Origin of the sequence: Pseudomonas salmasensis (genome assembly GCF_014268375.2) — a bacterium.
GTDB classification, from domain to species: domain Bacteria; phylum Pseudomonadota; class Gammaproteobacteria; order Pseudomonadales; family Pseudomonadaceae; genus Aquipseudomonas; species Aquipseudomonas salmasensis.
In genome coordinates, this window is the sequence record NZ_CP077083.1 from 4,961,656 (window position 1) to 4,982,027 (window position 20,372).

Annotated in this window: 16 protein-coding genes; 3 read left to right on the top strand and 13 right to left on the bottom strand. The window is 61.7% G+C overall.

Annotation, left to right across the window (positions count from 1 at the left end):
• Positions 1-8: 8 nt before the first annotated feature.
• Both HU731_RS22240 and plsB read right to left on the bottom strand, forming a co-directional pair.
• A complete protein-coding gene (locus HU731_RS22240) occupies positions 9-410 on the bottom strand; it encodes a YbaY family lipoprotein (protein WP_014717218.1) in 402 nt (133 codons plus the stop codon).
• A 51-nt stretch (positions 411-461) separates the two neighbouring features.
• Entirely contained in the window at positions 462-2,981 is a 2,520-nt protein-coding gene (plsB, locus tag HU731_RS22245; protein ID WP_186605511.1) for a glycerol-3-phosphate 1-O-acyltransferase PlsB, read from the bottom strand.
• A 181-nt stretch (positions 2,982-3,162) separates the two neighbouring features.
• Here plsB and HU731_RS22250 point away from each other — a divergent pair, with 181 nt between their 5' ends.
• Complete coding sequence (locus HU731_RS22250) at positions 3,163-3,372, top strand: cold-shock protein (protein ID WP_003189131.1); 210 nt, start codon at positions 3,163-3,165, stop codon at positions 3,370-3,372.
• A 137-nt stretch (positions 3,373-3,509) separates the two neighbouring features.
• Here HU731_RS22250 and HU731_RS22255 read toward each other — a convergent pair whose 3' ends face one another.
• The 4 genes from HU731_RS22255 to HU731_RS22270 all read right to left on the bottom strand — a co-directional run bounded on the left by HU731_RS22255 (position 3,510) and on the right by HU731_RS22270 (position 8,717).
• Positions 3,510-3,887 (bottom strand): hypothetical protein, encoded by a 378-nt coding sequence (locus HU731_RS22255; RefSeq protein WP_186605513.1) that lies wholly within the window; start codon positions 3,885-3,887, stop codon positions 3,510-3,512.
• 54 nt (positions 3,888-3,941) lie between these two features.
• Positions 3,942-4,751 (bottom strand): putative RNA methyltransferase, encoded by an 810-nt coding sequence (locus HU731_RS22260; RefSeq protein ID WP_186605515.1) that lies wholly within the window; start codon positions 4,749-4,751, stop codon positions 3,942-3,944.
• Positions 4,751-5,902 (bottom strand): succinyl-diaminopimelate desuccinylase, encoded by a 1,152-nt coding sequence (gene dapE, locus HU731_RS22265; RefSeq protein WP_186605517.1) that lies wholly within the window; start codon positions 5,900-5,902, stop codon positions 4,751-4,753. The genes HU731_RS22260 and dapE overlap by 1 nt, the downstream gene beginning before the upstream one ends.
• A 223-nt stretch (positions 5,903-6,125) precedes the next feature.
• Positions 6,126-8,717: a glycosyltransferase gene (locus HU731_RS22270; RefSeq protein ID WP_003189139.1), complete on the bottom strand. Its 2,592-nt coding sequence runs from the start codon at positions 8,715-8,717 to the stop codon at positions 6,126-6,128.
• A 217-nt stretch (positions 8,718-8,934) separates the two neighbouring features.
• Between HU731_RS22270 and tcdA the strand changes: the two genes are divergently transcribed.
• Positions 8,935-9,744, top strand: coding sequence for a tRNA cyclic N6-threonylcarbamoyladenosine(37) synthase TcdA (gene tcdA, locus HU731_RS22275; protein WP_370874601.1), 810 nt, complete (start codon positions 8,935-8,937; stop codon positions 9,742-9,744).
• A 584-nt stretch (positions 9,745-10,328) separates the two neighbouring features.
• On the opposite strand, the gene HU731_RS22280 is transcribed toward tcdA, so the two are convergent.
• From HU731_RS22280 to HU731_RS22295, 4 genes are all read right to left on the bottom strand, one after another.
• Positions 10,329-10,736 carry a SufE family protein gene (locus HU731_RS22280; protein WP_186605519.1) on the bottom strand — a complete coding sequence of 136 codons (408 nt, stop codon included), beginning with the start codon at positions 10,734-10,736 and terminating at the stop codon, positions 10,329-10,331.
• Positions 10,733-11,938, bottom strand: coding sequence for an aminotransferase class V-fold PLP-dependent enzyme (locus tag HU731_RS22285; RefSeq protein ID WP_186605521.1), 1,206 nt, complete (start codon positions 11,936-11,938; stop codon positions 10,733-10,735). The genes HU731_RS22280 and HU731_RS22285 overlap by 4 nt, the downstream gene beginning before the upstream one ends.
• Before the next feature lie 68 nt (positions 11,939-12,006).
• A complete protein-coding gene (gene dapD, locus HU731_RS22290) occupies positions 12,007-13,041 on the bottom strand; it encodes a 2,3,4,5-tetrahydropyridine-2,6-dicarboxylate N-succinyltransferase (RefSeq protein ID WP_186605523.1) in 1,035 nt (344 codons plus the stop codon).
• 31 nt (positions 13,042-13,072) lie between these two features.
• Positions 13,073-13,459 carry an ArsC family reductase gene (locus HU731_RS22295; RefSeq protein WP_186605525.1) on the bottom strand — a complete coding sequence of 129 codons (387 nt, stop codon included), beginning with the start codon at positions 13,457-13,459 and terminating at the stop codon, positions 13,073-13,075.
• A gap of 188 nt (positions 13,460-13,647) precedes the next feature.
• Here HU731_RS22295 and HU731_RS22300 point away from each other — a divergent pair, with 188 nt between their 5' ends.
• Positions 13,648-15,291 (top strand): Na+/H+ antiporter, encoded by a 1,644-nt coding sequence (locus HU731_RS22300; RefSeq protein ID WP_078467930.1) that lies wholly within the window; start codon positions 13,648-13,650, stop codon positions 15,289-15,291.
• Positions 15,292-15,302: 11 nt separating this feature from the next.
• Here the strand turns inward: HU731_RS22300 and dapC are convergent, their stop codons facing one another.
• The 3 genes from dapC to map all read right to left on the bottom strand — a co-directional run bounded on the left by dapC (position 15,303) and on the right by map (position 20,195).
• A complete protein-coding gene (dapC, locus tag HU731_RS22305; RefSeq protein WP_186605527.1) occupies positions 15,303-16,502 on the bottom strand; it encodes a succinyldiaminopimelate transaminase in 1,200 nt (399 codons plus the stop codon).
• A gap of 143 nt (positions 16,503-16,645) precedes the next feature.
• Entirely contained in the window at positions 16,646-19,348 is a 2,703-nt protein-coding gene (locus HU731_RS22310; RefSeq protein WP_054917855.1) for a [protein-PII] uridylyltransferase, read from the bottom strand.
• A gap of 64 nt (positions 19,349-19,412) precedes the next feature.
• Positions 19,413-20,195, bottom strand: coding sequence for a type I methionyl aminopeptidase (gene map / locus HU731_RS22315; RefSeq protein ID WP_003189156.1), 783 nt, complete (start codon positions 20,193-20,195; stop codon positions 19,413-19,415).
• Between the last annotated feature and the right edge of the window lie 177 nt (positions 20,196-20,372).

Consider the following 20,372-nt stretch of genomic DNA (forward strand, 5'->3'; position numbering starts at 1 on the left):
GGGAATGATCAGTGTGCAGCCGCATCTACGCGCAGGCGCAGCGGTTGTGGGTCCTGGCCATTGAGCTGCACGGTGTGCCGCTCGGTGGTGATAAACAGTAGCTTGCCGTCCAGCTCGATGCGAGCGCTGACCGAATAGGTGTGGCCCGGTTTGACCTGGGCCGGGTCATAGCTCAGGTGAAACGGCAGCGGCACCTGGCCTTTGACCGGGCCTTTCTGTTCGGCGAGGGTCACGGCCGGGGCGTCCATCAGGGACACGTCCTGCAGGCTGACACTCAAGGTGGCGGCTGGCGGCAGGGCGATGCGTTGCAGGTAGAACACTTCGCCGTCCAGGCTGGCCTTCGGGGTTGGGGTCATCGAGTGGCAGGCTCCGAGCAGGGCGGTGAGGCCCAGGAGGATGAGTTTTTTCACGGTGCGGCTCCTTTTCAACGGCGCCGGAATCCGCCCGGCGCCTCATTCAATCTAGCGGTTTTCTTCAGCGTTGCTGGCAACCGATTCGGCCACAGCCTCGGCTGCGCCATCCACGCGGTGCAAGGCAACCTGGCGGATCGACAGGCGAATGTCCGCCGGCAATACACGTTTGGCCGCGCCTTCGGCCAGTTCGCCGAGCAGGTCGTGATAGCCCAGCTTGCCGGCTTCATCGCGGCGCAGCACATCTTGCTCCAGCAACGTCTGGATGAAATGTCGGAAAAGACTCTTGTCGAAGAATTCCGGAGCGTTGAGGCCGTGCAGGATCGATAGGCGCTGGGCCATGATCGTGCACAGGTCTTCCAGCTCTTCGGCGCTGATGCTGTTCTGGCCGCTGTTGAGCAGCAACGAGATCGCCATGTAGAAGCGTTGCAGGGTCTGGGCGATGCTCTTGGACAGCAGCGTCAGCAGCACAAAGTGCCGCGAACTCGGCGCCGGGCGCAGGTACACGGCATTTTCGAAGCGCAGCAGGCCTTGTTCGACAAACGCGTCCAGCCACTGGTCGACCACGTTGTCCAAGTCTTCCAGCGACCAACGGATAAACAGCTCCGATTGCAGGTACGGGTAGAGCGCGTGGGTGTAGCGCAGGATCTGTTCGCGGCTCATGCGCGAGCTGCTCTGGAAGAAACTCGCCAGCAAGGCCGGCAGGGCGAAGATGTGCAGCACATTGTTGCGGTAGTAGGTCATCAGAACGGCATTCTGCTCATCCAGATAAACGATTTTGCCCAGGGCATCGCTCTGTTCAGACAGCAGGTTCATGTCCTTGACGTGCTTGATCAGCGCCAGGCCATCGCCTTCCGGCAGGGTGGTGTGGGGCGAGTAGGGCACGCGGCGCAACAGCGCCAGGTACAGGTCCAACTGGCGGGCCATGGCCTGTTCATCCAGGGCCAGGCGGGTGGTGGACAGCAGCGCCAGCGCCACCAGGTTCACCGGGTTCACCGCAGCGGCTTCGTTCAAGTGGCGCGCCACCTGTTCGCCGAGGCGATTGGTGGTCTCATTGAGCCAGGCCGGTTTGTAGTTCGGCCCCAGCTCCTGGGCGCGCCAGTCCGGTTGCTCGGCGTCGAGGAATTCTGCCAGCTTGATCGGCTCGCCGAAGTTGACCGCCACTTGGCCGAAGCGCTGCTTGAGCGCGCCGACCACTTTGAAAATGTCGAAGATCGACTCTTTCTTCTTGCTCGCGCCACGCAGTTCGCCCAGGTAGGTACGGCCTTCGAGCACGCGCTCATAGCCGATGTACACCGGCACGAACACGATGGGCATGCGCGAGGAGCGCAGGAAGCTGCGCAGGGTGATCGCCAGCATGCCGGTTTTCGGTTGCAGCATGCGCCCGGTGCGCGAGCGGCCGCCTTCGACGAAGTACTCCACCGGGAACCCCTTGGTAAACAGGGTGTGCAGGTATTCGTTGAACACCGAGGTGTACAACGGGTTGCCCTTGAAGGTGCGGCGCATGAAAAACGCACCGCCACGGCGCAGCAGGCTGCCGATCACCGGCATGTTGAGGTTGATGCCGGCGGCGATGTGCGGCGGGGTCAGGCCGTTCTTGAACAGCAGGTAGGACAGCAGCAGGTAGTCGATATGGCTGCGGTGACAAGGCACGTAGATCACCTCGTAGCCCTGGGCCACCTTTTGCACGCCTTCGATGTTATTGACCTTGATGCCGTCGTAGATCTTGTTCCAGAACCAGCTCAATACCACTTCCAGGAAGCGGATCGCGGTGTAGGTGTAGTCCGAGGCAATCTCGTTGCCATAGCGCAGGGCCAGGGCCTTGGCTTTTTCCGGGGCGATCTTTTCGCGTTCGGCTTCATCCGCAATGGCTTGGCGCACCAGCGGCATATTCACCAGGCCTTTGACTAGATTACGCCGGTGGGACAGGTCGGGGCCGATCACCGCCGTCTTCAGGTTACGAAAGTGCACACGCAGGATGCGCTGGGCCATGCGTACGGTGCGTTCGTGGCCTTTATTGTGCTCGATCAATTCACGCAGGTTGATGGGCGCGGAGAATTGCACGCGGGTCTTGCGCCCCAGGATCAGGATGCTCAACAACCGGCGTAGACGCCCGGTGACCGCCCAGCTGTCGGCGAATAACAGCTTCCACGGGCTGGACTCACTTTCGGGGGATTGGCCCCAGAACACGCTGACCGGAATGATTTGTGCATTCTCTTCGGCGTGTTCGGTGAGGGTGTTGACCAGGCGCGTCAGGGTGGGCGGCGCACCGCGTTTGTCCTGGCGGCCGAGCCAATCCGGATCCGGCGTGAGGTAGAAGAACGCCGCAGGCTCCATCAACGGCCCTACCGACACCGGCAGCACCGGGCGCGGCAGGCCGGCCTTGGTGCACTCGGCATCGACCACCGCCAACTCGGTGAGGGAAGGTGATTGCAGGACGTAGAAAACCGGCCGGCTGCGGTCCAGGTTAAGGGTGAGGGACGACTGGTTGATCGTCTCCGAGCGAACCCAGAGGTACAACAGTCGGCGCAAGGTGCCAAACACCAGACGGCGGAACGGGGAGCGGGTCATAGGCGAACTGCTTCAAATGGAAAAAACCGAGCAGGCGCTCGGGCGGGTAGTGTGCCGTATTCGCCGAAAATCGGCAAAAAAGCAGCGATGTAAAGTTGAGTTGATGGTTTTTGAGCCTGTCTTATACTCGGCAGTTCAATGCGAGCGACTCAACAATAAAAAAACCAGTGGGAGTGAACAGATGACAACGCGTGAAACCGGCAATGTGAAGTGGTTCAACGATGCAAAGGGCTACGGCTTTATCCAGCGTGAAGATGGCAAGGATGTGTTTGTGCACTACCGCGCCATTCGCGGTGAAGGCCACCGCTCGTTAGCCGAAGGCCAGCAGGTGGAGTACGCCGTGGTGACCGGCGAGAAGGGCTTGCAGGCGGAGGATGTGGTGGGCCTGTAACCCCTTTGTTTTGCTAACCCAATCAACTGTGGGAGCTGGCTTGCCTGCGATGCAGACACCTTGGTCTATCAGTCAGACCACAGTGATGCTATCGCAGGCAAGCCAGCTCCCACATTGATTGGGTTAGCGATCCGCTGTCAGGCAGTTTTCCAGGTGATCTCTTCTTCACCATCTGCGCTGATGCGAATCCAGCGATCAGCGCTTTCTTCACCCTCTTCTTCAACCCAGGTGCCCGGTGCGCAGCGCACTTCGACATTCAGCGCGGCAAACGCGGCGCGGGCGCAGGCGATATCGTCGTCCCACGGGGTCTGGTCGCTTTCCAGGAACAGGCTGTTCCATTTTCCCACCGCCTTGGGCAGCCAGGTAACCGGCACGCTGCCGGCCTTGCACTTGTAGGTCTGGCCTTTCTGGACCCAGTCGGTGCACGGGCCCAGGGCGGCGCCCAGCCAGGCGGCGATGGCCTTGTGGTCGACGTCGGCGTCCTTCAGGTAAATCTCAATATCGGGTTGGCGCATGGATGTTCCTCGTTGCGGGATTCGAAAATCCATTCGCGGATGGGTGAAAGTCGGTCATTGAAGCACGAAATAATCGTAGCGCATCGACACCGTGACCTGCAGCGGCTCAGCCGCCTCGATCACCTCGTGGCGGCGCTCGGCACTGGCCCGCCAGCCGTGCGGCGTCATCGCCAGCAGGTTGGCGCGGTCCTTGGCTTCGGCCAGGCTCAGGGTGAATGCCAGGGTTTCACTGTGCGCCAGGCTCATGCCGTCCGGCACCAGGGCCAGGTGTTTGTCGTCGGTGTATTCGCGCACTTCGTCGTACAGGCGCTCGCGCAGTTCCATCAAGTGGCCGCTGGTGGGGCCGACTTTCATCAAGCCGCCGCCGGGGCTGAGCAGGCGCTTGGCTTCCTGCCAGTCCAGCGGGCTGAACACACTGGCGAGGAACTGGCAGCTGGCGTCGGCCAATGGCACGCGGGCCATGCTGGCGATCAACCAGGTCAGCGCCGGGTTGCGTTTGCATGCGCGCTTGACCGCTTCCTTGGAGATATCTAGCGCGTAGCCATCGGCATCGGGCAGAGCCTGGGCGATTTGCGCAGTGTAGTACCCCTCGCCACAGCCAATGTCCACCCAGCGCTGCGGTGCGCGCTCGGCGGCCAGTTCGGCCAGGCGCTTGGCCACTGGCGCGTAGTGCCCGGCGTTGAGGAAGTCGCGGCGCGCCTCGACCATGGCCAGGTTGTCGCCCGGGTCGCGGCTGTTCTTGTGCTGCACCGGCAGCAGGTTCAGGTAACCCTGGCGTGCGCGGTCGAAGCGGTGCCCGGCCGGGCACGCCACGCCGTTGTCCACGGTATTGAGCGGTGCGCTGCAAATGGGGCAGGCAAGCATCAGGCGAGCAACTTGATCAGGGTCTGGTAGTAGATTTCGGTCAGCACATCGAGGTCGCTGGCCAGGATGCGTTCGTTGACCTGGTGGATCGTCGCGTTGACCGGGCCCAGTTCGACCACCTGGGTGCCCAACGTCGCAATGAAGCGGCCATCGGAGGTACCGCCGCTGGTGGACGCCTTGGTCTCGCGCCCGGTGATCGCCAGGATGCTGGCCGATACCGCATCCAGCAGAGCGCCTGGCTCGGTGAGGAACGGCAGGCCCGACAGCGCCCACTCCACGTGCCAGTCCAAGCCATGTTTGTCGAGAATGGCCGCGACCCGTTGTTGCAGGCCCTCGACGGTGGATTCGGTGGAAAAACGGAAGTTGAACACCGCCGTCAGGTCACCTGGGATCACGTTGGTGGCACCGGTACCGGAGTTGAGGTTGGAAATCTGAAAGCTGGTCGGCGGGAAGAACGTGTTGCCGTCATCCCAATGTTCGGCGGCGAGTTCGGCCAGGGCCGGTGCGGCCAAGTGGATCGGGTTCTTCGCCAGGTGCGGGTAAGCCACGTGGCCCTGTACACCGCGCACGGTCAAGGTGGCGCCAAGGGAGCCACGGCGACCGTTCTTGACCACGTCGCCCACCAGGCTGGTGCTCGACGGTTCGCCGACGATGCACCAGTCCAGGCGTTCCTTGCGTGCGGCCAGGCGTTCGATCACGGCCTTGGTGCCATGGTGCGCCGGGCCTTCTTCGTCGCTGGTGATCAGGAAGGCGACCGAACCCTTATGGTCCGGGTAGTCGGTGACGAAACGTTCCGCCGCCACCAGCATCGCCGCCAGGCTGCCTTTCATGTCCGCCGCGCCACGGCCACAGAGCATGCCGTTGTCATCGATCAACGCATCGAACGGGTCGTTCTGCCAGGCCTGTACCGGGCCAGTCGGCACCACATCGGTGTGACCGGCAAAGCACAGCACTGGGCCTTCGTGCTTGCCGTGGGTGGCCCAGAAGTTGTCCACGTCTTCAATGCGCATCGGTTCAAGCGCAAAACCGGCGTCGCCCAGGCGCTGCATCATCAGCTTCTGGCAATCGGCATCGATGGGCGTGACCGATGGGCGACGGATCAGGTCGATGGCCAGTAGAAGGGTCGGCGAAAGGTCGGCATGGGCCGTCATGGGGGGACTCCGGAAATCGAGGCGGCGACGTTCTAACTGTAGGAGCGAGCTCGCTCGCGAAAAACTCAAGGGCACCGCGTGCATTCAGGATGCCCGCGTTATCGTTAACGATTTTCGCGAGCAAGCTCGCTCCTACAGTGATGGGTGTAAGGCACGCAAAAGGGCCGTTATCTTATAGCAAAACGGCGGCCAAGGGCCGCCGTTTAGTGCATTGCGTGACTTTTTACGCCGCCGGTGCGGCCTCGGGCGCCGCCGAAGGTTTGGGCAGCGACGACAAGAACGCCATGATCAGCGCCGCCACATACGGCAGCGACTGCACCAGCAACATCACCACCCAGAAGCGAATGTCATTGCTCGGCAGGCCTTGCACCAGGTAGATCCCCAGCGCCGCGCCCCACAGCAGCAGCATGATGAACATTTCTTCGCGGGCTTCGGAAATCGCCACCCAGAAGCCGTGATTATCCGCGTTTTTCGGTGTGCGAAAGAACGGAATACTGCTGGTGAAGAAGCCGTACAACACCGCCTTGGCGATGGTGTGGGACAACGCCAACCCGGCCAGCGCCGCGCAGAACGCATCTTTCAAGTTCACACCTACCGCACGGCGGTAGAGGAAAATGATCTTGCCGACTTTGAACACAAACAACGCCAACGGCGGGATCGCGAAAATCAGCAACGGCGGGTCGACCCGGGTTGGCACGATGATCATCGCCGCGGACCACAACAGGGCGCCAACGGTAAAGAAGATGTTCATGCCATCGGCCACCCACGGCAACCAGCCCGCGAGGAAGTGATAGCGCTGGCCGCGGGTCAGCTCGGTGTCTTTGCCACGAATCAGGCTGGCGGTGTGGCGCTTGATGATCTGGATCGCGCCATAGGCCCAGCGGAAACGCTGTTTCTTGAAGTCGATAAAGGTATCCGGCATCAAACCCTTGCCGTAGCTGTCGTGGTAGTACGCCGCCGACAAGCCTTTTTCGAACACGCGCAGGCCCAGCTCGGCGTCTTCACAGATGCACCAGTCGGCCCAGCCCAGCTCTTCGAGCACCGAGCGACGAGTCATGGTCATGGTGCCGTGCTGGATAATCGCGTCACGGTCATTACGGGTGACCATGCCGATATGGAAGAAGCCTTTGTATTCGGCGTAGCAGAGCTTCTTGAAGGTGCTTTCGTTCTGGTCGCGGTAATCCTGGGGCGACTGCACCACGGCGATTTTCGGGTCGGCGAAGTGCGGCACCATGTGCTTGAGCCAGTTGGGCGACACGCAGTAGTCCGAGTCGATCACCGCGATCACTTCGGCATCCTTGGCGGTGTGCGGGATCAGGTAGTTCAGTGCGCCGCCCTTGAAACCGGCCAGGGGCGCAACGTGGAAGAACTTGAAGCGCGGGCCCAGGGTTTCGCAGTAGTCGCGCACCGGCTCCCACACCGCCGGGTCCTTGGTGTTGTTGTCGATGATCAGGACTTCGTAGTCCGGATAATCGAGGGCGGCCAGGGCGTCGAGGGTCTGTTTGACCATTTCCGGCGGCTCGTTGTAGCACGGCACATGGATCGACACTTTTGGACGGTAGTCCGAGTCGCCTTCCACGGGCAGGAATTCACGCCGGCGCTTGTGGGTCCACACCGCTTCCGCCAGTTCGTGGGCTTCGGTCAGCAACACGATAAACACGCCCAGGGCGCCGAGTGCCAGCAACACGCCCACTGTCACGCTGAACCACGTGCTGTATTGCTGGCTGTAGTCGTAGCCGATCCAGACCAGCACCGACCCGCACAGAAACGCAATAAAGGTCAGGAAGGTACGGCCACGCTGGCGCAGGGCCGAGCCATCGATCATCAACAGGGTCAGGGACAGCAGTGCAAGCACCACCGAACCGATGGCCAGCACCCGCCATTGCGGAATCGCCACCACCGGGCCGTCAAAATTGAATTTCTGCTGGCGCGCGGCGTTGAACACGCCCCAATACGCACCCGCCGACCCTTCGTCGCTGACCTTCCACGGCTGGTCGAAGGCCTCGATCACGAAGTAGTTGTAACCCTGACGGTTGAGCTTGTTTACCAGCGTACGCAGGTAAATCGCCTGGTCGGCCGGCGACGACTCATTGCCACCGCGCATACGACCGTTGCTCGGCCAGCCCACTTCCGACAGCAGCAGGGGCTTTTTCGGGAAGGCTTTCTTCAAATCCTTGGCGCGGTCGAGGACGTACTGGCCGGCCTTGTCCATCGGGATGTATTCCCAGAACGGCAGGATGTGCGCGGCGATCAGGTCGACGTGCTTGGCCAGTTGCGGGTTCTTTTCCCAGATGTGCCATTGCTCGGAGGTGGTCACCGGCACTTTCACGGCGGCGCGCACGCGGTCGAGCAGTACGATCAGGGCTTCGGGGGTGATTTCTTCACGAAACAACGCTTCGTTGCCCACCACCACACGTACGACACTGCGCGATGTGTTGGCGATCTCGATAGCGCGCTGGATCTCCCGCTCGTTACGTTCCAGGTCCGGGCTGATCCAGATCCCCAGGGTCACGCGCAGGCCGAACTCTTCGGCCAGCTTGGGGATATCCCCCAGGGGGCCGTCCACCGAGTAGGTACGGATGTTGTCCGTCAGCTTGCTCATGATCGCAAGGTCCTGACGCATCTGTTCGTCGGTAGGGTACTGGTCTTTCTGCGGATACTGGCCTTGCTGGAACGGCGAGTAGGAAAAACCGGAGATCTGATCGGGCCAGTTGGGAGCGGTGACCGGGCGGTTGATCAGCGCCCAGAAACCGGTGAACAGCGCGGCAATTGCCAGCACCACCACCAGGTTGAGTCCAAATTTACGCGATGCCATGGTTATGTCGGGTTCCAAAGGGTGCGGAACGAAAGAGGTGTCGGCCTACGCCGAACGGCGCGCATCCTACACCGGCCCTTCCCTGAGCGTACAGCAGACAGAGAAAAGCCGGACGTTAGTCTGCGAAAGTCCGCTTAAGTTCTTTACTTGTAGCTGCAAGCGTCGAACTTGTCGCGGCGTAGCCCTATAATGCGCGCCGGTTTTTGGGGTAATGATGATGAGTACAGAAGATCCGCGGTTTGCAGGCGTCGCCCGCTTGTACGGCCTTGAGGGCCTGGAACGCTTGAAAGCCGCCCATGTGGCGATTGTCGGCGTCGGCGGCGTAGGTTCCTGGGCGGCGGAAGCGATTGCCCGTTGTGGGGTGGGCGAGATTTCGCTGTTCGACCTGGACGATGTCTGCGTCAGCAACAGCAACCGCCAGTTGCATGCCCTGGACAGCACCGTGGGCAAGCCCAAGGTCGAAGTGATGGCCGAGCGCCTGCGCGGTATCAATCCTGAGTGCACCGTGCACGCGGTGGCAGATTTCGTCACCCGCGACACCATGGCCGAGTACATCACCCCGACTATCGACTGCGTGATCGACTGCATCGACGCGGTCAACGCCAAGGCGGCGCTGATTGCCTGGTGCAAGCGCCGCAAGATCCAGATCATTACCACTGGCGGTGCCGGCGGGCAGATTGACCCCACGCTGATCCAGGTGTGCGACCTGAACCGCACCTTCAATGACCCGCTGGCCTCGAAAGTGCGCTCCACCTTGCGCCGCGATTATGGCTTCTCGCGTACCGTGACCCGCCACTACAGCGTGCCGTGCGTGTTTTCCACCGAGCAGCTGCGCTATCCCAAGCCTGATGGCAGCATCTGTTTGCAGAAGAGTTTTGTCGGCGATGGCGTGAAGCTGGACTGCGCGGGAGGGTTTGGCGCGGTGATGATGGTCACGGCCACGTTCGGCATGGTGGCGGCGACCAAGGCGGTGGATAAGATTGTGGCGGGAGTGCGTCGTCCCTCTGAGCGCATCAAGCCCACCTAGATCTCACCACCCGATAGAGATCCAAACTGTGGGAGCTGGCTTGCCTGCGATGGCGGCCCGCCAGCCAACGCATCTCTATCTGACACCCCGCGATCCAAATGTGGGAGCTGGCTTGCCTGCGATGACGGCCTCCCAGCCGACATCTATCCACCTGATACCCCCAATCCAACTGTGGGAGCGGGCTTGCTCGCGAAGGCGGCTTGGCAGTCAACACAGTTGGATTGTGTACATATCCATTGCTGCGGTAACGGCCACTTAGGGTTCCGCCCTGACGGCGGCTCACTTTTGAAAAGCGCAAAAGTAAGCAACGCTCTTGCCCCACCACTCGGCACCTCGCTTGGGCTCGGTGTGCCCGTAATCCGCCAGTGATTTGGGGGGCCGCCGCCACGCGCCATCCATGGCGCGGGGCGGCTAAACCGGCATCCCTGCCGGTTTACCCCCCAAATCCCTGTCGAATTCCGGCCAGCGTGGTTTGACGGGGCGCCTGAGATCAAAAGCAGATCAAGATCAAGAGCGGCTCGCTTCGCATCGTGGTTACCCGGTTACCTATGGCCATCGCAGGTAAGCCAGCTTCCACATTATTTCTATGTACGCGTCAGGTCTCGCATGCGTTGCAATACGGCATTCAAACCATTGCTGCGCGACGGCGATAACTGGCGCGACAAGCCCAATTGATTAAACCAGTCAGGCAGGTCAACCGCGTGCAACTCATCAGCCGACAACCCATTGACCCGCGCCAGCAATAACGCCACCAACCCACGAATCATCCGCGCCTCGCTGCTCGCAGCAAACTGCCAATGGCCGTCCTGCAAACGCCCCACCAGCCACACCAGGCTCTCGCAACCTTGCACCAGGTTAGCGTCGACCTTTTCGTCATCAGCCAGGGCGGGCAAGCGTCCACCCCATTGCATCAGCATCCGTGCGCGCTGCTCCCAGCTGCCCACGGCCTGGAAGGCTTCTAGCGCGGCGTGTGCCTCCAGCGGCAAGCTCATCGCAGCATGTCCAGTGCCTGGTCCAGCGCTTCAAAAAAGCGCTCCAGATCGTCCGAATCATTGTAGAGCGCCAGGGAAACGCGGATTGCACCTGACAGATTCATCGCCTTCAATAGCGGCATCGCGCAGTGATGACCGGCACGCACGGCAATGCCTTGCTCGGTCAGCAAGTGGGCGAGGTCGGCGTTGTGCACGCCCTCCACCACAAAACTCACTAGCGCCACCTGCGGGGAGCCCAGCACGCGCACGCCATTGCGTGCCTTAAGCCCACGCAGCAGGTAGTCATGCAGGGCGGCTTCGTGGGCGATTACTGCCGAAGCATCCAGCGAGCTCAGGTAATCCAGGCTCGCGCCCAGGCCGATCACGCTGGCGATCGGTGGGGTGCCGGCTTCAAAGCCCAGCGGCGCGGGGCGAAAGCTGGCGCTGTGGTAGTCGGCCTGTTGCACCATCTCGCCGCCGAACTGCCAGTGGCGCAGGTGATGCAGCGCTTCATTACGGCCATACAGCACGCCCACGCCGTCCGGGCCGTAGAGTTTGTGGCTTGAAAACACGTAAAAGTCGCAGCCCAGGGCCTGCACGTCGTGGCGACCATGGACGATGCCTTGGGCGCCGTCCACCACCGTGAGGGCGCCGTGTGCCTGGGCCATCGTCAGTAAGGCTGCCAGCGGCTGCCAGGCACCGAGCACGTTGGACAACTGGCTCACCGCCAGCAGGCGTGTGCGTGGGCCAATCAAGCTGGCGGCGGCGTCCAGGTCGATCACGCCGTCATCGTCCAGAGGCAAGACCACCAGCGTGAGCGCGCGGCGTTTGGCCAATTGCTGCCAGGGCAGCAGGTTGGCGTGGTGTTCCAGGGCGCTGAGGGCAATCTCATCGCCCGCATTGAATAAGTGCTCCAGGCCATAGGCCAGGAGGTTCAGCGCAGAGGTTGCGCCGTGGGTGAACACAACCTGCCCGCTGTCACCTGCGTTCAACCACTGCGCGACCTTGCTGCGGCTGTCTTCAAAGGCCTGGGTCGCATGGGCCCCGGGCAAATGCTGGGCACGGTGCACATTCGCTGCGCCATTGGTGTAGTAATGACTGATGGCATCCAGCAGGGCTTGGGGTTTTTGCGTGGTGGCGGCGCTGTCCAGATAGGTCTGGTCTTGCCGTTGCAGGGTGGCGATGGCCGGGAAGTCGGCGCGCCAGGGGGAGGGCACAAGCATGGTGATCAAGACTCGTATAAGCGCGCCGCCCCCGAAGGTGCGGCCCGCTAGTGGCATCGAGTGGCTGCTTAGTTGTGAGCGTGCAGCGCTTCGTTCAGTTCGATGGCCGATTTGTGGGTTTTGCACTCCACGGCACCGGTTACGGAGTTACGACGGAACAGCAGGTCTGGCTGGCCAGCCAACTCGCGTGCCTTGACCACCTTGACCAGTTGGTTCTGCTCATCGAGCAGGGCAACCTTGGTGCCGGCGGTGATGTACAGGCCCGACTCCACGGTGTTGCGGTCGCCCAATGGGATACCGGTACCGGCGTTGGCGCCGATCAGGCAGCCTTCGCCCACCTTGATCACGATATTGCCGCCGCCCGACAGGGTGCCCATGGTGGAGCAACCGCCGCCCAGGTCCGAGCCCTTGCCGACGAATACGCCCGCCGATACGCGGCCTTCGATCATGCCCGGGCCTTCGGTGCCGGCGTTGAAGTTGACGAAACCTTCGTGCATCACGGTGGTGCCTTCGCCCACGTACGCGCCCAGGCGGATACGTGCCGCGTCAGCGATACGCACGCCAGCCGGTACGACGTAGTCGGTCATTTTCGGGAACTTGTCCACCGAGAACACTTCCAGCAGGTCGCCACGCAGGCGCGCTTCCAGTTGGCGCTCGGCCAGCTCGTTGATGTCGATGGCGCCCTGGCTGGTCCAGGCCACGTTCGGCAACTGCGGGAACACACCGGCCAGGCTCAGGCCGTGGGGCTTGACCAGGCGATGGGACAGCAGGTGCAGCTTGAGGTAGGCCTCAGGCGTGGACGTCAGTGCGGCGTCTTCGGCCAGCAGGGTCGCGACCAGCGGCGTGTGGCTTTCAGCCAGACGGCTGAGCAGGGCGGCCTGGGCAGAATCGACGCCTTTGAGCGCGTCGGCCAGTTGCAGGGCCTGGCTCACGGTGAAGGTGATCGCCTGGTTGCCTTCGGTGTAACCGAGGATCGGTGCGATGGCGGCAACGATTTCAGCCGGCGGGTTGAGCAAGGGTTGTGCGTAAAACACTTCCAGCCAAGCACCTTGGCGGTTCTGAGTGCCGACGCCGAAGCCCAGGCTGAACAGGGAATTGGACATGCTGTTACCTCTACAAAAATGGAAGGCTGGCCTACTTGAGGGCCGCCGAATAACTATCTGGCTTGAAGCCAATCAGGGTTCTGTCACCGAGATCGAGCACCGGGCGCTTGATCATCGAGGGTTGTGCGAGCATCAATTCAATGGCTTTCGACTGATCGAGATCGGCTTTGCGTTCGTCTTCGAGTTTGCGAAAGGTGGTGCCCGCACGGTTCAAAACCACCTGCCAACCGTGCTCGTTGCACCATTGGGTCAAGTGTTCGCGGTCAATACCGGCCGTTTTGTAGTCATGGAACTCATAGCCCACCCCGTGCTCATCGAGCCAGGTGCGCGCCTTTTTCATGGTGTCGCAGGCTTTAATGCCGAAAAGGTGCAAGGTTTTGCTTGAAGCAGTCAAGGAATTGCCCCCCTTTGGACGCATGAAAAATGAAAGATCGCGGATTATGCCACGACCGGCGGGTTTCGGCGCCGCTCGTCAACAGCGTGCGACTTTTGTGCAAAAGCCGGTGCGCAGCCTAGGCGAGTAACATAGCCAGGTAATATGGCACTTCAACGGCCAGTTGTTGCCTGATGTGTCGTTGCGAGTCGATTGTCCGGGAAACCCACGTTATGCAAACCGCCTACACCGTTCTTATCCTGCTGATGCTGGTCAGCTTTTCGCGCCTGGTCGGGCGCATCATCCCACTGCCGTTGCCGCTGGTGCAGATCGCCGCCGGCGCCTTGCTGGCCTGGCCCACGTTGGGGTTGCATGTGGCGCTGGACCCGGAGCTGTTCCTGTTTCTGTTCCTGCCACCGCTGCTGTTTTCCGATGGTTGGCGCATGCCCAAGCGCGAGTTGTGGCGCCTGCGTGGCCCGATCCTGACGTTGGCGGTGGGGCTGGTACTGTTTACCGTGGTGGGCGCCGGCTATTTCATTCATTGGTTATTGCCAACCATCCCGTTGCCGGTGGCCTTCGCCCTGGCGGCGGTTTTATCCCCGACGGACGCCGTGGCGGTGTCGGCCATTTCCCAGAACCGCTTGCCCAAGCCGCTGATGCACATGCTCCAAGGCGAAGCCTTGATGAATGACGCGTCGGGCCTGGTGACGTTCAAATTTGCCCTGGCCGCGGCGTTGACCGGGGTGTTTTCCCTGGCAGATGCCAGCCTGACATTTGTACTGGTGGCGGTGGGCGGGCTAGCGATCGGCGTGGCGTTGAGCTGGCTGGTCGGCCGCCTGCGCGCCTGGATGATCGCGCGCGGCTGGGATGACCCGGCGACCCATGTGGTGTTCATGTTGTTGCTGCCTTTTGCTGCGTACGTACTGGCTGAGCGCCTGGGCGCGTCCGGCATCCTCTCGGCGGTGGCGGCGGGCATGATGCAAAGCTGGCTCGACTTGCTGCCGCGCCAGACCAGCACGCGCTTGCTCAACCGCAGCGTATGGTCGTTACTGGAGTTTGCCTTCAACGGCTTGATCTTCCTGCTGCTCGGCCTGCAACTGCCAGACATCATCAAGGCCGTGGTCAGCCATGAAGCCACGTTGTGGCCCACCTTGATGTATCGCTGCCTGGATGTGGTGGCGATCTTCCTGGTGCTGGTGGTATTGCGCTTTATCTGGGTGCAAAGCATCTGGCGGCTGTCGGGGTTGCTGCGCCGTCTGCGAGGCAAAAGCGCATTGACCCTGGTGCCGACGGCCCGCTCCTGCTGGTTGTTGACCGTCGGCGGTGTGCGCGGTGCGGTGACGTTGGCGGGCGTCATGTCGGTGCCCTTGCTGCTGGCGCCGGGCCAGGATTTTCCCGAGCGTGACCTGCTGATCTTTATCGCTGCCGGGGTGATCCTGCTGTCGCTGGTCGCGGCCTGCATCGCGCTGCCGTTACTGCTGCGTGGCGTCGAAAAAGGCCCGGATGAAAAACGCCACAACGAAGTGCGCGAGGCCTGGAAAAAGACCGCCGTAGCGGCGATCCATGCGTTGGAGGCCCAGGAGCCCGCCGAAGCCGAAACCCCGGATGCCGCTCAAGCGGCACTGGCCACCGAGCTCAAGGCGCGGCTGATGGCGGAATATCGTCACCAGTTGGACGTGTTCAATGACTCGGCCGAAGCCCAGGCGCTGGCGCTGCAGATGGACCAGTTGGAGCGCAAGTTGCGACTCAAGGCCCTGCGTGCGCAGCGGTTGGAGTTGTACAGCTTGAGCCGTCATCACCAGATCGGTGACGACGTGTTGAGGGAGGTGTTGGCGGAGTTGGATATGAGCGAGGCGAATTTGGGTCACATGAAGTGACCCATAAGCCCTTAACGGCGACGCTGAATAAAGTCGCGAATCCGCTCAGCCGCTTCCACGCACTCTGCCAGCGGTGCCACCAACGCCAGGCGCACACGCCCCGCGCCAGGGTTGAAACCGTCCACTTCCCGCGACAGGTAAGAGCCCGGCACCACCGTCACATGTTCTTCCACGAACAAATCCCGGCAAAAAGCAGCGTCGTCACCTTGTACATTCGGCCACAGGTAAAAGCCGCCGTCCGGGCTTTGCACGTCCAGCACCGGCTTGAGGATCGCCAGTACGGCGTCGAACTTTTCGCGGTACAGGTCGCGGTTGGCCAGTACGTGGGCCTCGTCCTGCCAGGCGGCGATGCTGGCCAGCTGGGTTTGCCCGGGCATCGCGCAGCCGTGGTAGGTGCGGTACAGCAAAAAGGCCTTGAGGATCTCGGCGTCGCCGGCCACAAAGCCTGAGCGCAGGCCTGGCAGGTTGGAGCGCTTGGACAGGCTGTGGAACACCACGCAACGCTTGAAGTCCTGGCGGCCCAGCTCGACGCAGGCGCTGAGCAGGCCTGGTGGCGGGGTTTGCTCGTCGAAGTACAGCTCGCTGTAGCACTCGTCGGCGGCGATGACGAAGTCGTATTCATCGGCCAGGGCGATGAGTTTTTTCAGGGTGTCCACCGGGATCAGTGCGCCGGTCGGGTTGCCGGGGGAGCACAGGAACAGGATCTGGCAACGTTTCCAGATATCCGGGGAGACAGCATCGAAGTCCGGGTTGAAGCCATTGCTATCCAGGCATGGCAGGTAGTGCGGCTTGGCACCCGCCAGGAACGCGGCGCCTTCGTAGATCTGGTAGAACGGGTTGGGGCTCACCACCAGCGCGTCATCGCCACGGTTGACCACGGTCTGGGTGAAGGCAAACAGCGCCTCGCGCGTACCGTTGACCGGCAGGATGTTGCGCGCCGGGTCCAGCCAGCCCTTGGGCACATTGAAGCGGCGTTCGCACCAGGCGCCGATGGCTTCGCGCAGTGCTGGAATGCCCAAGGTAGTGGGGTACACCGCCATTTGGTCGAGGTTATTGCTCAAGGCCTCGGCAACAAAGGCCGGTGATTTGTGCTTGGGCTCGCCGATGGACAGGGCGATCGGGCGTTTGTCCGGGTTCGGCGTCACGCTGCCGAGCAGGGCGCGCAGTTTCTCGAAGGGGTAGGGCTGCAACTGGTTAAGGGCGTTGTTCATATAAGCCTCTATCACGGTGAGCACGGCCTCTGTGGGAGCTGGCTTGCCTGCGATGGCATCACTGCGGTTAACCTGACGGACCGAGGTGTCTGCATCGCAGGCAAGCCAGCTCCCACAGGGCGCGTGTTCACAAAGTTAAACATTCAAATGGTCAGTCGGGTCAGCTCTACGCCGGGTTCCTGGGTCACGCTCAACTGCTCCACGATTGCCGCCTGTAAACGCAGGCACAGCTCCGGGTCGGACAGCGGCTGGTTGTCGGCGTCGGTGATAAAGAACACGTCTTCCACGCGCTCGCCCAGGGTCGCAATCTTGGCGTTCTGCAACGACAGGTCGAACTCCAGGAAAATCCCGCCGATGCGTGCCAGCAGGCCCGGGCGATCCGGTGCGCTGAGCTCCAGCACCGTTACCGGTCGCTGTGCGTCGTTGGAAATGGTCACCTGGGGCGCAAAGGCAAAATGCTTGAGCTGGCGCGGCACCCGGCGCTGGATGATGGTGGGGTAGTCGTCTGGGTTGCGCAGGGCTTCGGTGAGGCCCTCGCGGATCTTTTTCACGCGCGCCGGGTTATCGCCAATCGAGTCGCCGTCGGCGTCGAGCACAATGTAGGTGTCGAGGGTGAACTGGCTGCTGGAGGTGATGACCCGGGCGTCATGGATGTTCAGGTTGAGCTGGTCCATGGCCGCCACGGTCACGGCGAAGAAGTCGTGCTGGTCGGGCGCGTAGATGAAGATCTGCGTGCCGCCTTCGAATTCGCGCTGGGTGGTTTCCTTGATCAAGACCAGTGGGCCGCCATCGGCGGGCTGCTGCAGGATCGCGTCACTGTGCCAGGCTACGTCGCCGGCGGTGTGGCGCAGGAAGTAATCGTCACCCAGTTGCGACCAAAGTTGCTCGACGTCGTCCGGGTCGTTACCGCCGCGCACCAGGATATCCAGGGCTGCGCTTTGGGTGCGGCGGATCTGCTCTTCGCGGTCCACCGGGTTCTCCAGGCCACGGCGCAGGGCGCGCTTGGTCTCGGTGTACAGCTGGCGCAACAGGCTGGCGCGCCAGGAATTCCACAGCGTCGGGTTGGTGGCGTTGATGTCGGAAACGGTCAGCACGTACAGGTAATCCAGACGGGTCTCATCGCCGACGATGCCGGCAAAGTCGTGAATCACCTGCGGGTCGGACAAGTCTTTGCGCTGGGCTGTGGTCGACATCACCAGGTGGTTCTGCACCAGCCAGACAATCAGGCGGCTGTCCCACAACGGCAACTGGTGGCGCTGGCAGAAGGCTTCGGCATCCACCGCGCCGATCTCCGAGTGGTCGCCATGCCGGCCCTTGCCGATGTCGTGGTACAGGCCGGCCAGGTAAATCAGCTCGGGCTTGGGCAGCTTGGCCATCAGCTTACTGGCCAGCGGGAATTTCTCTGACACCTGGGTGTACTGCAACTTACGCAGGTGCTTGATCAGGTTCAGGGTGTGGGCATCGACGGTGTAGATGTGGAACAGGTCGTGCTGCATCTGCCCGACGATAAAACCGAACTCCGGCAGGTAGCGCCCGAGAATGCCGTAACGGTTCATGCGCCGCAGGTTGCGGTGGATGCCGATGCGGCACTTGAACAGCTCGATAAACAGGCTGGTATTGCGAATGTCGTTGCGAAAGTCATCGTCGATCAGGTGACGGTTTTCCCGCAACAGGCGGATAGTATCGGCGCGCACGCCTTTGATCTCCGGCTGCTGGGCCATCAGCACGAAGATTTCCAGCATGGCGAACGGCGTGCGGCGGAACACGTTGTCGTTGCGCGCTTCGATATAGCCGTCGTGCAACTGGAAACGCGCATTGATCGGCTGCGGTGGCGCTTCGTCTTCGGGGGCCAGGATCACTTCTTCGAAGTGCTGGATGATCAAATCGCTGAGCTGGGCAATGCTCATGACTACCCGGTAGTACTGCTGCATGAAGCTTTCGATGCTGGTCTTCGCGTCTTCGCCTTCAAAGCCCAGAAGGGTAGCGATAGAGCGCTGGTGATCGAAGAGCAGGCGGTCTTCGGAACGACCGGCCAGCATGTGCAGGGCGTAGCGCACCTTCCACAGGAATTCCTGGGACGAGGCCAGCAGGGAATTTTCGCTCTCCACCAGAAAGCCTTCGCCGGCCAGGGCGCGCAGGTTCAGCGTGCCGTATTGACGGCGCGCCACCCACAAGATTGTCTGGATATCCCGCAGCCCACCGGGTGAGCCTTTGACGTTGGGTTCCAGGTTGTATTCGGTGTCGTTGTACTTGTGGTGCCGGGCTTTTTGCTCGGCGCGCTTGGCCAGGAAAAAGTCTTTGCTTGGCCACATGTGTGCGGTACTGGTGACTTCGAGCATGCGCTGGCGCAGGCGCTCGGGGCCGCAGATGGTGCGGCTTTCCATCAGGTTGGTGACCACCGTCAGGTCGGCACGGGCTTCTTCGGCGCATTCGTCCACCGAGCGTACGCTCTGGCCGACTTCCAGGCCGATGTCCCACAGCAACGTCAGAAAGCGCTCGATGGAATCGCGAAAGGTCTCGTGATCGGCCTGGTCCAGCAGGATCAGCAGATCAATGTCGGAGTAGGGGTGCAGTTCGCCGCGACCGTAGCCGCCGACCGCCACCAGGGCGATATCGGCGTCGAAACTCCAATTGAACTGCTCCCAGGCCTTTTGCAGGATGTTATCGACGAACCAGGCGCGGTCTTCGATCAGGCGGCGAATATCCCGGCCGCTGCGAAAGCGCGCATCGAGCACCTCGCGGGCTTGGCGGATAGCCTTCTTGAAGGCGGCGATGGGGCTTGCCTTCAGTGCCAGCTCGGCCTGGAATTGGCCACGGTCGAAGAGTTCGGGATCCACCTGGGGCATCGTTCGGCTTTCCTTTATATCTATCAGTCAGTCACAACACGTTGCGGGAAAACCTGGGCGACCTTCAGGCAGAAACGCGTGGGATGGTGTCGTCAGCGCGCAGGGTGAAGATCTCGTAGCCGGTGTCGGTGACCAGCAGGGTGTGCTCCCACTGGGCCGAGAGCTTGCGGTCCTTGGTGATGGCGGTCCAGCCGTCGCCCAGCACCTTGGTGTCGGCCTTGCCCTGGTTGATCATCGGTTCGATGGTGAAGGTCATGCCGGCCTTGAGTTCCATGCCGGTGCCGGCGCGGCCGTAGTGCAGAATCTGCGGCTCTTCGTGGAACACCTTGCCTATACCGTGGCCGCAGAACTCGCGCACCACCGAGAAGCCGTTCTTTTCCGCGTGCTTCTGGATCACTTCACCGATGTCACCCAGGCGGCAGCCGGGCTTGACGATCTCGATGGCCTTGTACATGCATTCCTGGGTGACCTGGGACAGACGCTCGGCCCATACCGGCACATTACCGACGTGGAACATGCGGCTGGTGTCGCCGTGGTAACCATCCTTGATCACCGTGACGTCGATGTTCAGGGTGTCGCCGTCTTTCAGTGGCTTGTCACCGGGAATGCCGTGGCAGACCACGTGGTTGATCGAGGTGCAGATCGACTTGGGGAAGCCTTTGTAATTCAGCGGGGCAGGGATGGCTTTTTGCACGTCGACTATATAGTCGTGGCAAATGCGGTCCAGCGCTTCGGTGGTGACGCCGGGCTTGACGTGTTCGGCGATCATTTCCAGCACGTCGGCAGCCAGTTTGCCGGCAACGCGCATGCCTGCGATGTCTTCGGCGGTTTTCAAGGTAACGGTCATACAGGCTCTCTCTAGCGCGACGCGCTGAAATCAATACGGTTCACGGGGAGCGCGACAAAGGGGTACAGCATTCGCGCAAGTCCCAAAAAACGCGATTCTAACAGACGATGCTGGCAAATCATGCGCGTCTGGTGATCGCTTCTCTCTATGAGGTAGAGGCATGTTGGCTGTATTCAA

Coding starts and splice junctions, on each gene's coding strand:
- dapC (WP_186605527.1), bottom strand. CDS start 16,502: ATGAACAACGCCCTTAACCAGTTGCAGCCCTACCCCTTCGAGAAACTG.
- HU731_RS22260 (WP_186605515.1), bottom strand. CDS start 4,751: ATGCTTGCCTGCCCCATTTGCAGCGCACCGCTCAATACCGTGGACAAC.
- HU731_RS22255 (WP_186605513.1), bottom strand. CDS start 3,887: ATGCGCCAACCCGATATTGAGATTTACCTGAAGGACGCCGACGTCGAC.
- HU731_RS22250 (WP_003189131.1), top strand. CDS start 3,163: ATGACAACGCGTGAAACCGGCAATGTGAAGTGGTTCAACGATGCAAAG.
- dapE (WP_186605517.1), bottom strand. CDS start 5,902: ATGACGGCCCATGCCGACCTTTCGCCGACCCTTCTACTGGCCATCGAC.
- dapD (WP_186605523.1), bottom strand. CDS start 13,041: ATGTCCAATTCCCTGTTCAGCCTGGGCTTCGGCGTCGGCACTCAGAAC.
- map (WP_003189156.1), bottom strand. CDS start 20,195: ATGACCGTTACCTTGAAAACCGCCGAAGACATCGCAGGCATGCGCGTT.
- HU731_RS22285 (WP_186605521.1), bottom strand. CDS start 11,938: ATGCTTGTGCCCTCCCCCTGGCGCGCCGACTTCCCGGCCATCGCCACC.
- HU731_RS22295 (WP_186605525.1), bottom strand. CDS start 13,459: ATGCGTCCAAAGGGGGGCAATTCCTTGACTGCTTCAAGCAAAACCTTG.
- HU731_RS22280 (WP_186605519.1), bottom strand. CDS start 10,736: ATGAGCTTGCCGCTGGAGGCACACGCCGCGCTAGAAGCCTTCCAGGCC.
- plsB (WP_186605511.1), bottom strand. CDS start 2,981: ATGACCCGCTCCCCGTTCCGCCGTCTGGTGTTTGGCACCTTGCGCCGA.
- tcdA (WP_370874601.1), top strand. CDS start 8,935: ATGAGTACAGAAGATCCGCGGTTTGCAGGCGTCGCCCGCTTGTACGGC.
- HU731_RS22310 (WP_054917855.1), bottom strand. CDS start 19,348: ATGCCCCAGGTGGATCCCGAACTCTTCGACCGTGGCCAATTCCAGGCC.
- HU731_RS22300 (WP_078467930.1), top strand. CDS start 13,648: ATGCAAACCGCCTACACCGTTCTTATCCTGCTGATGCTGGTCAGCTTT.
- HU731_RS22270 (WP_003189139.1), bottom strand. CDS start 8,717: ATGGCATCGCGTAAATTTGGACTCAACCTGGTGGTGGTGCTGGCAATT.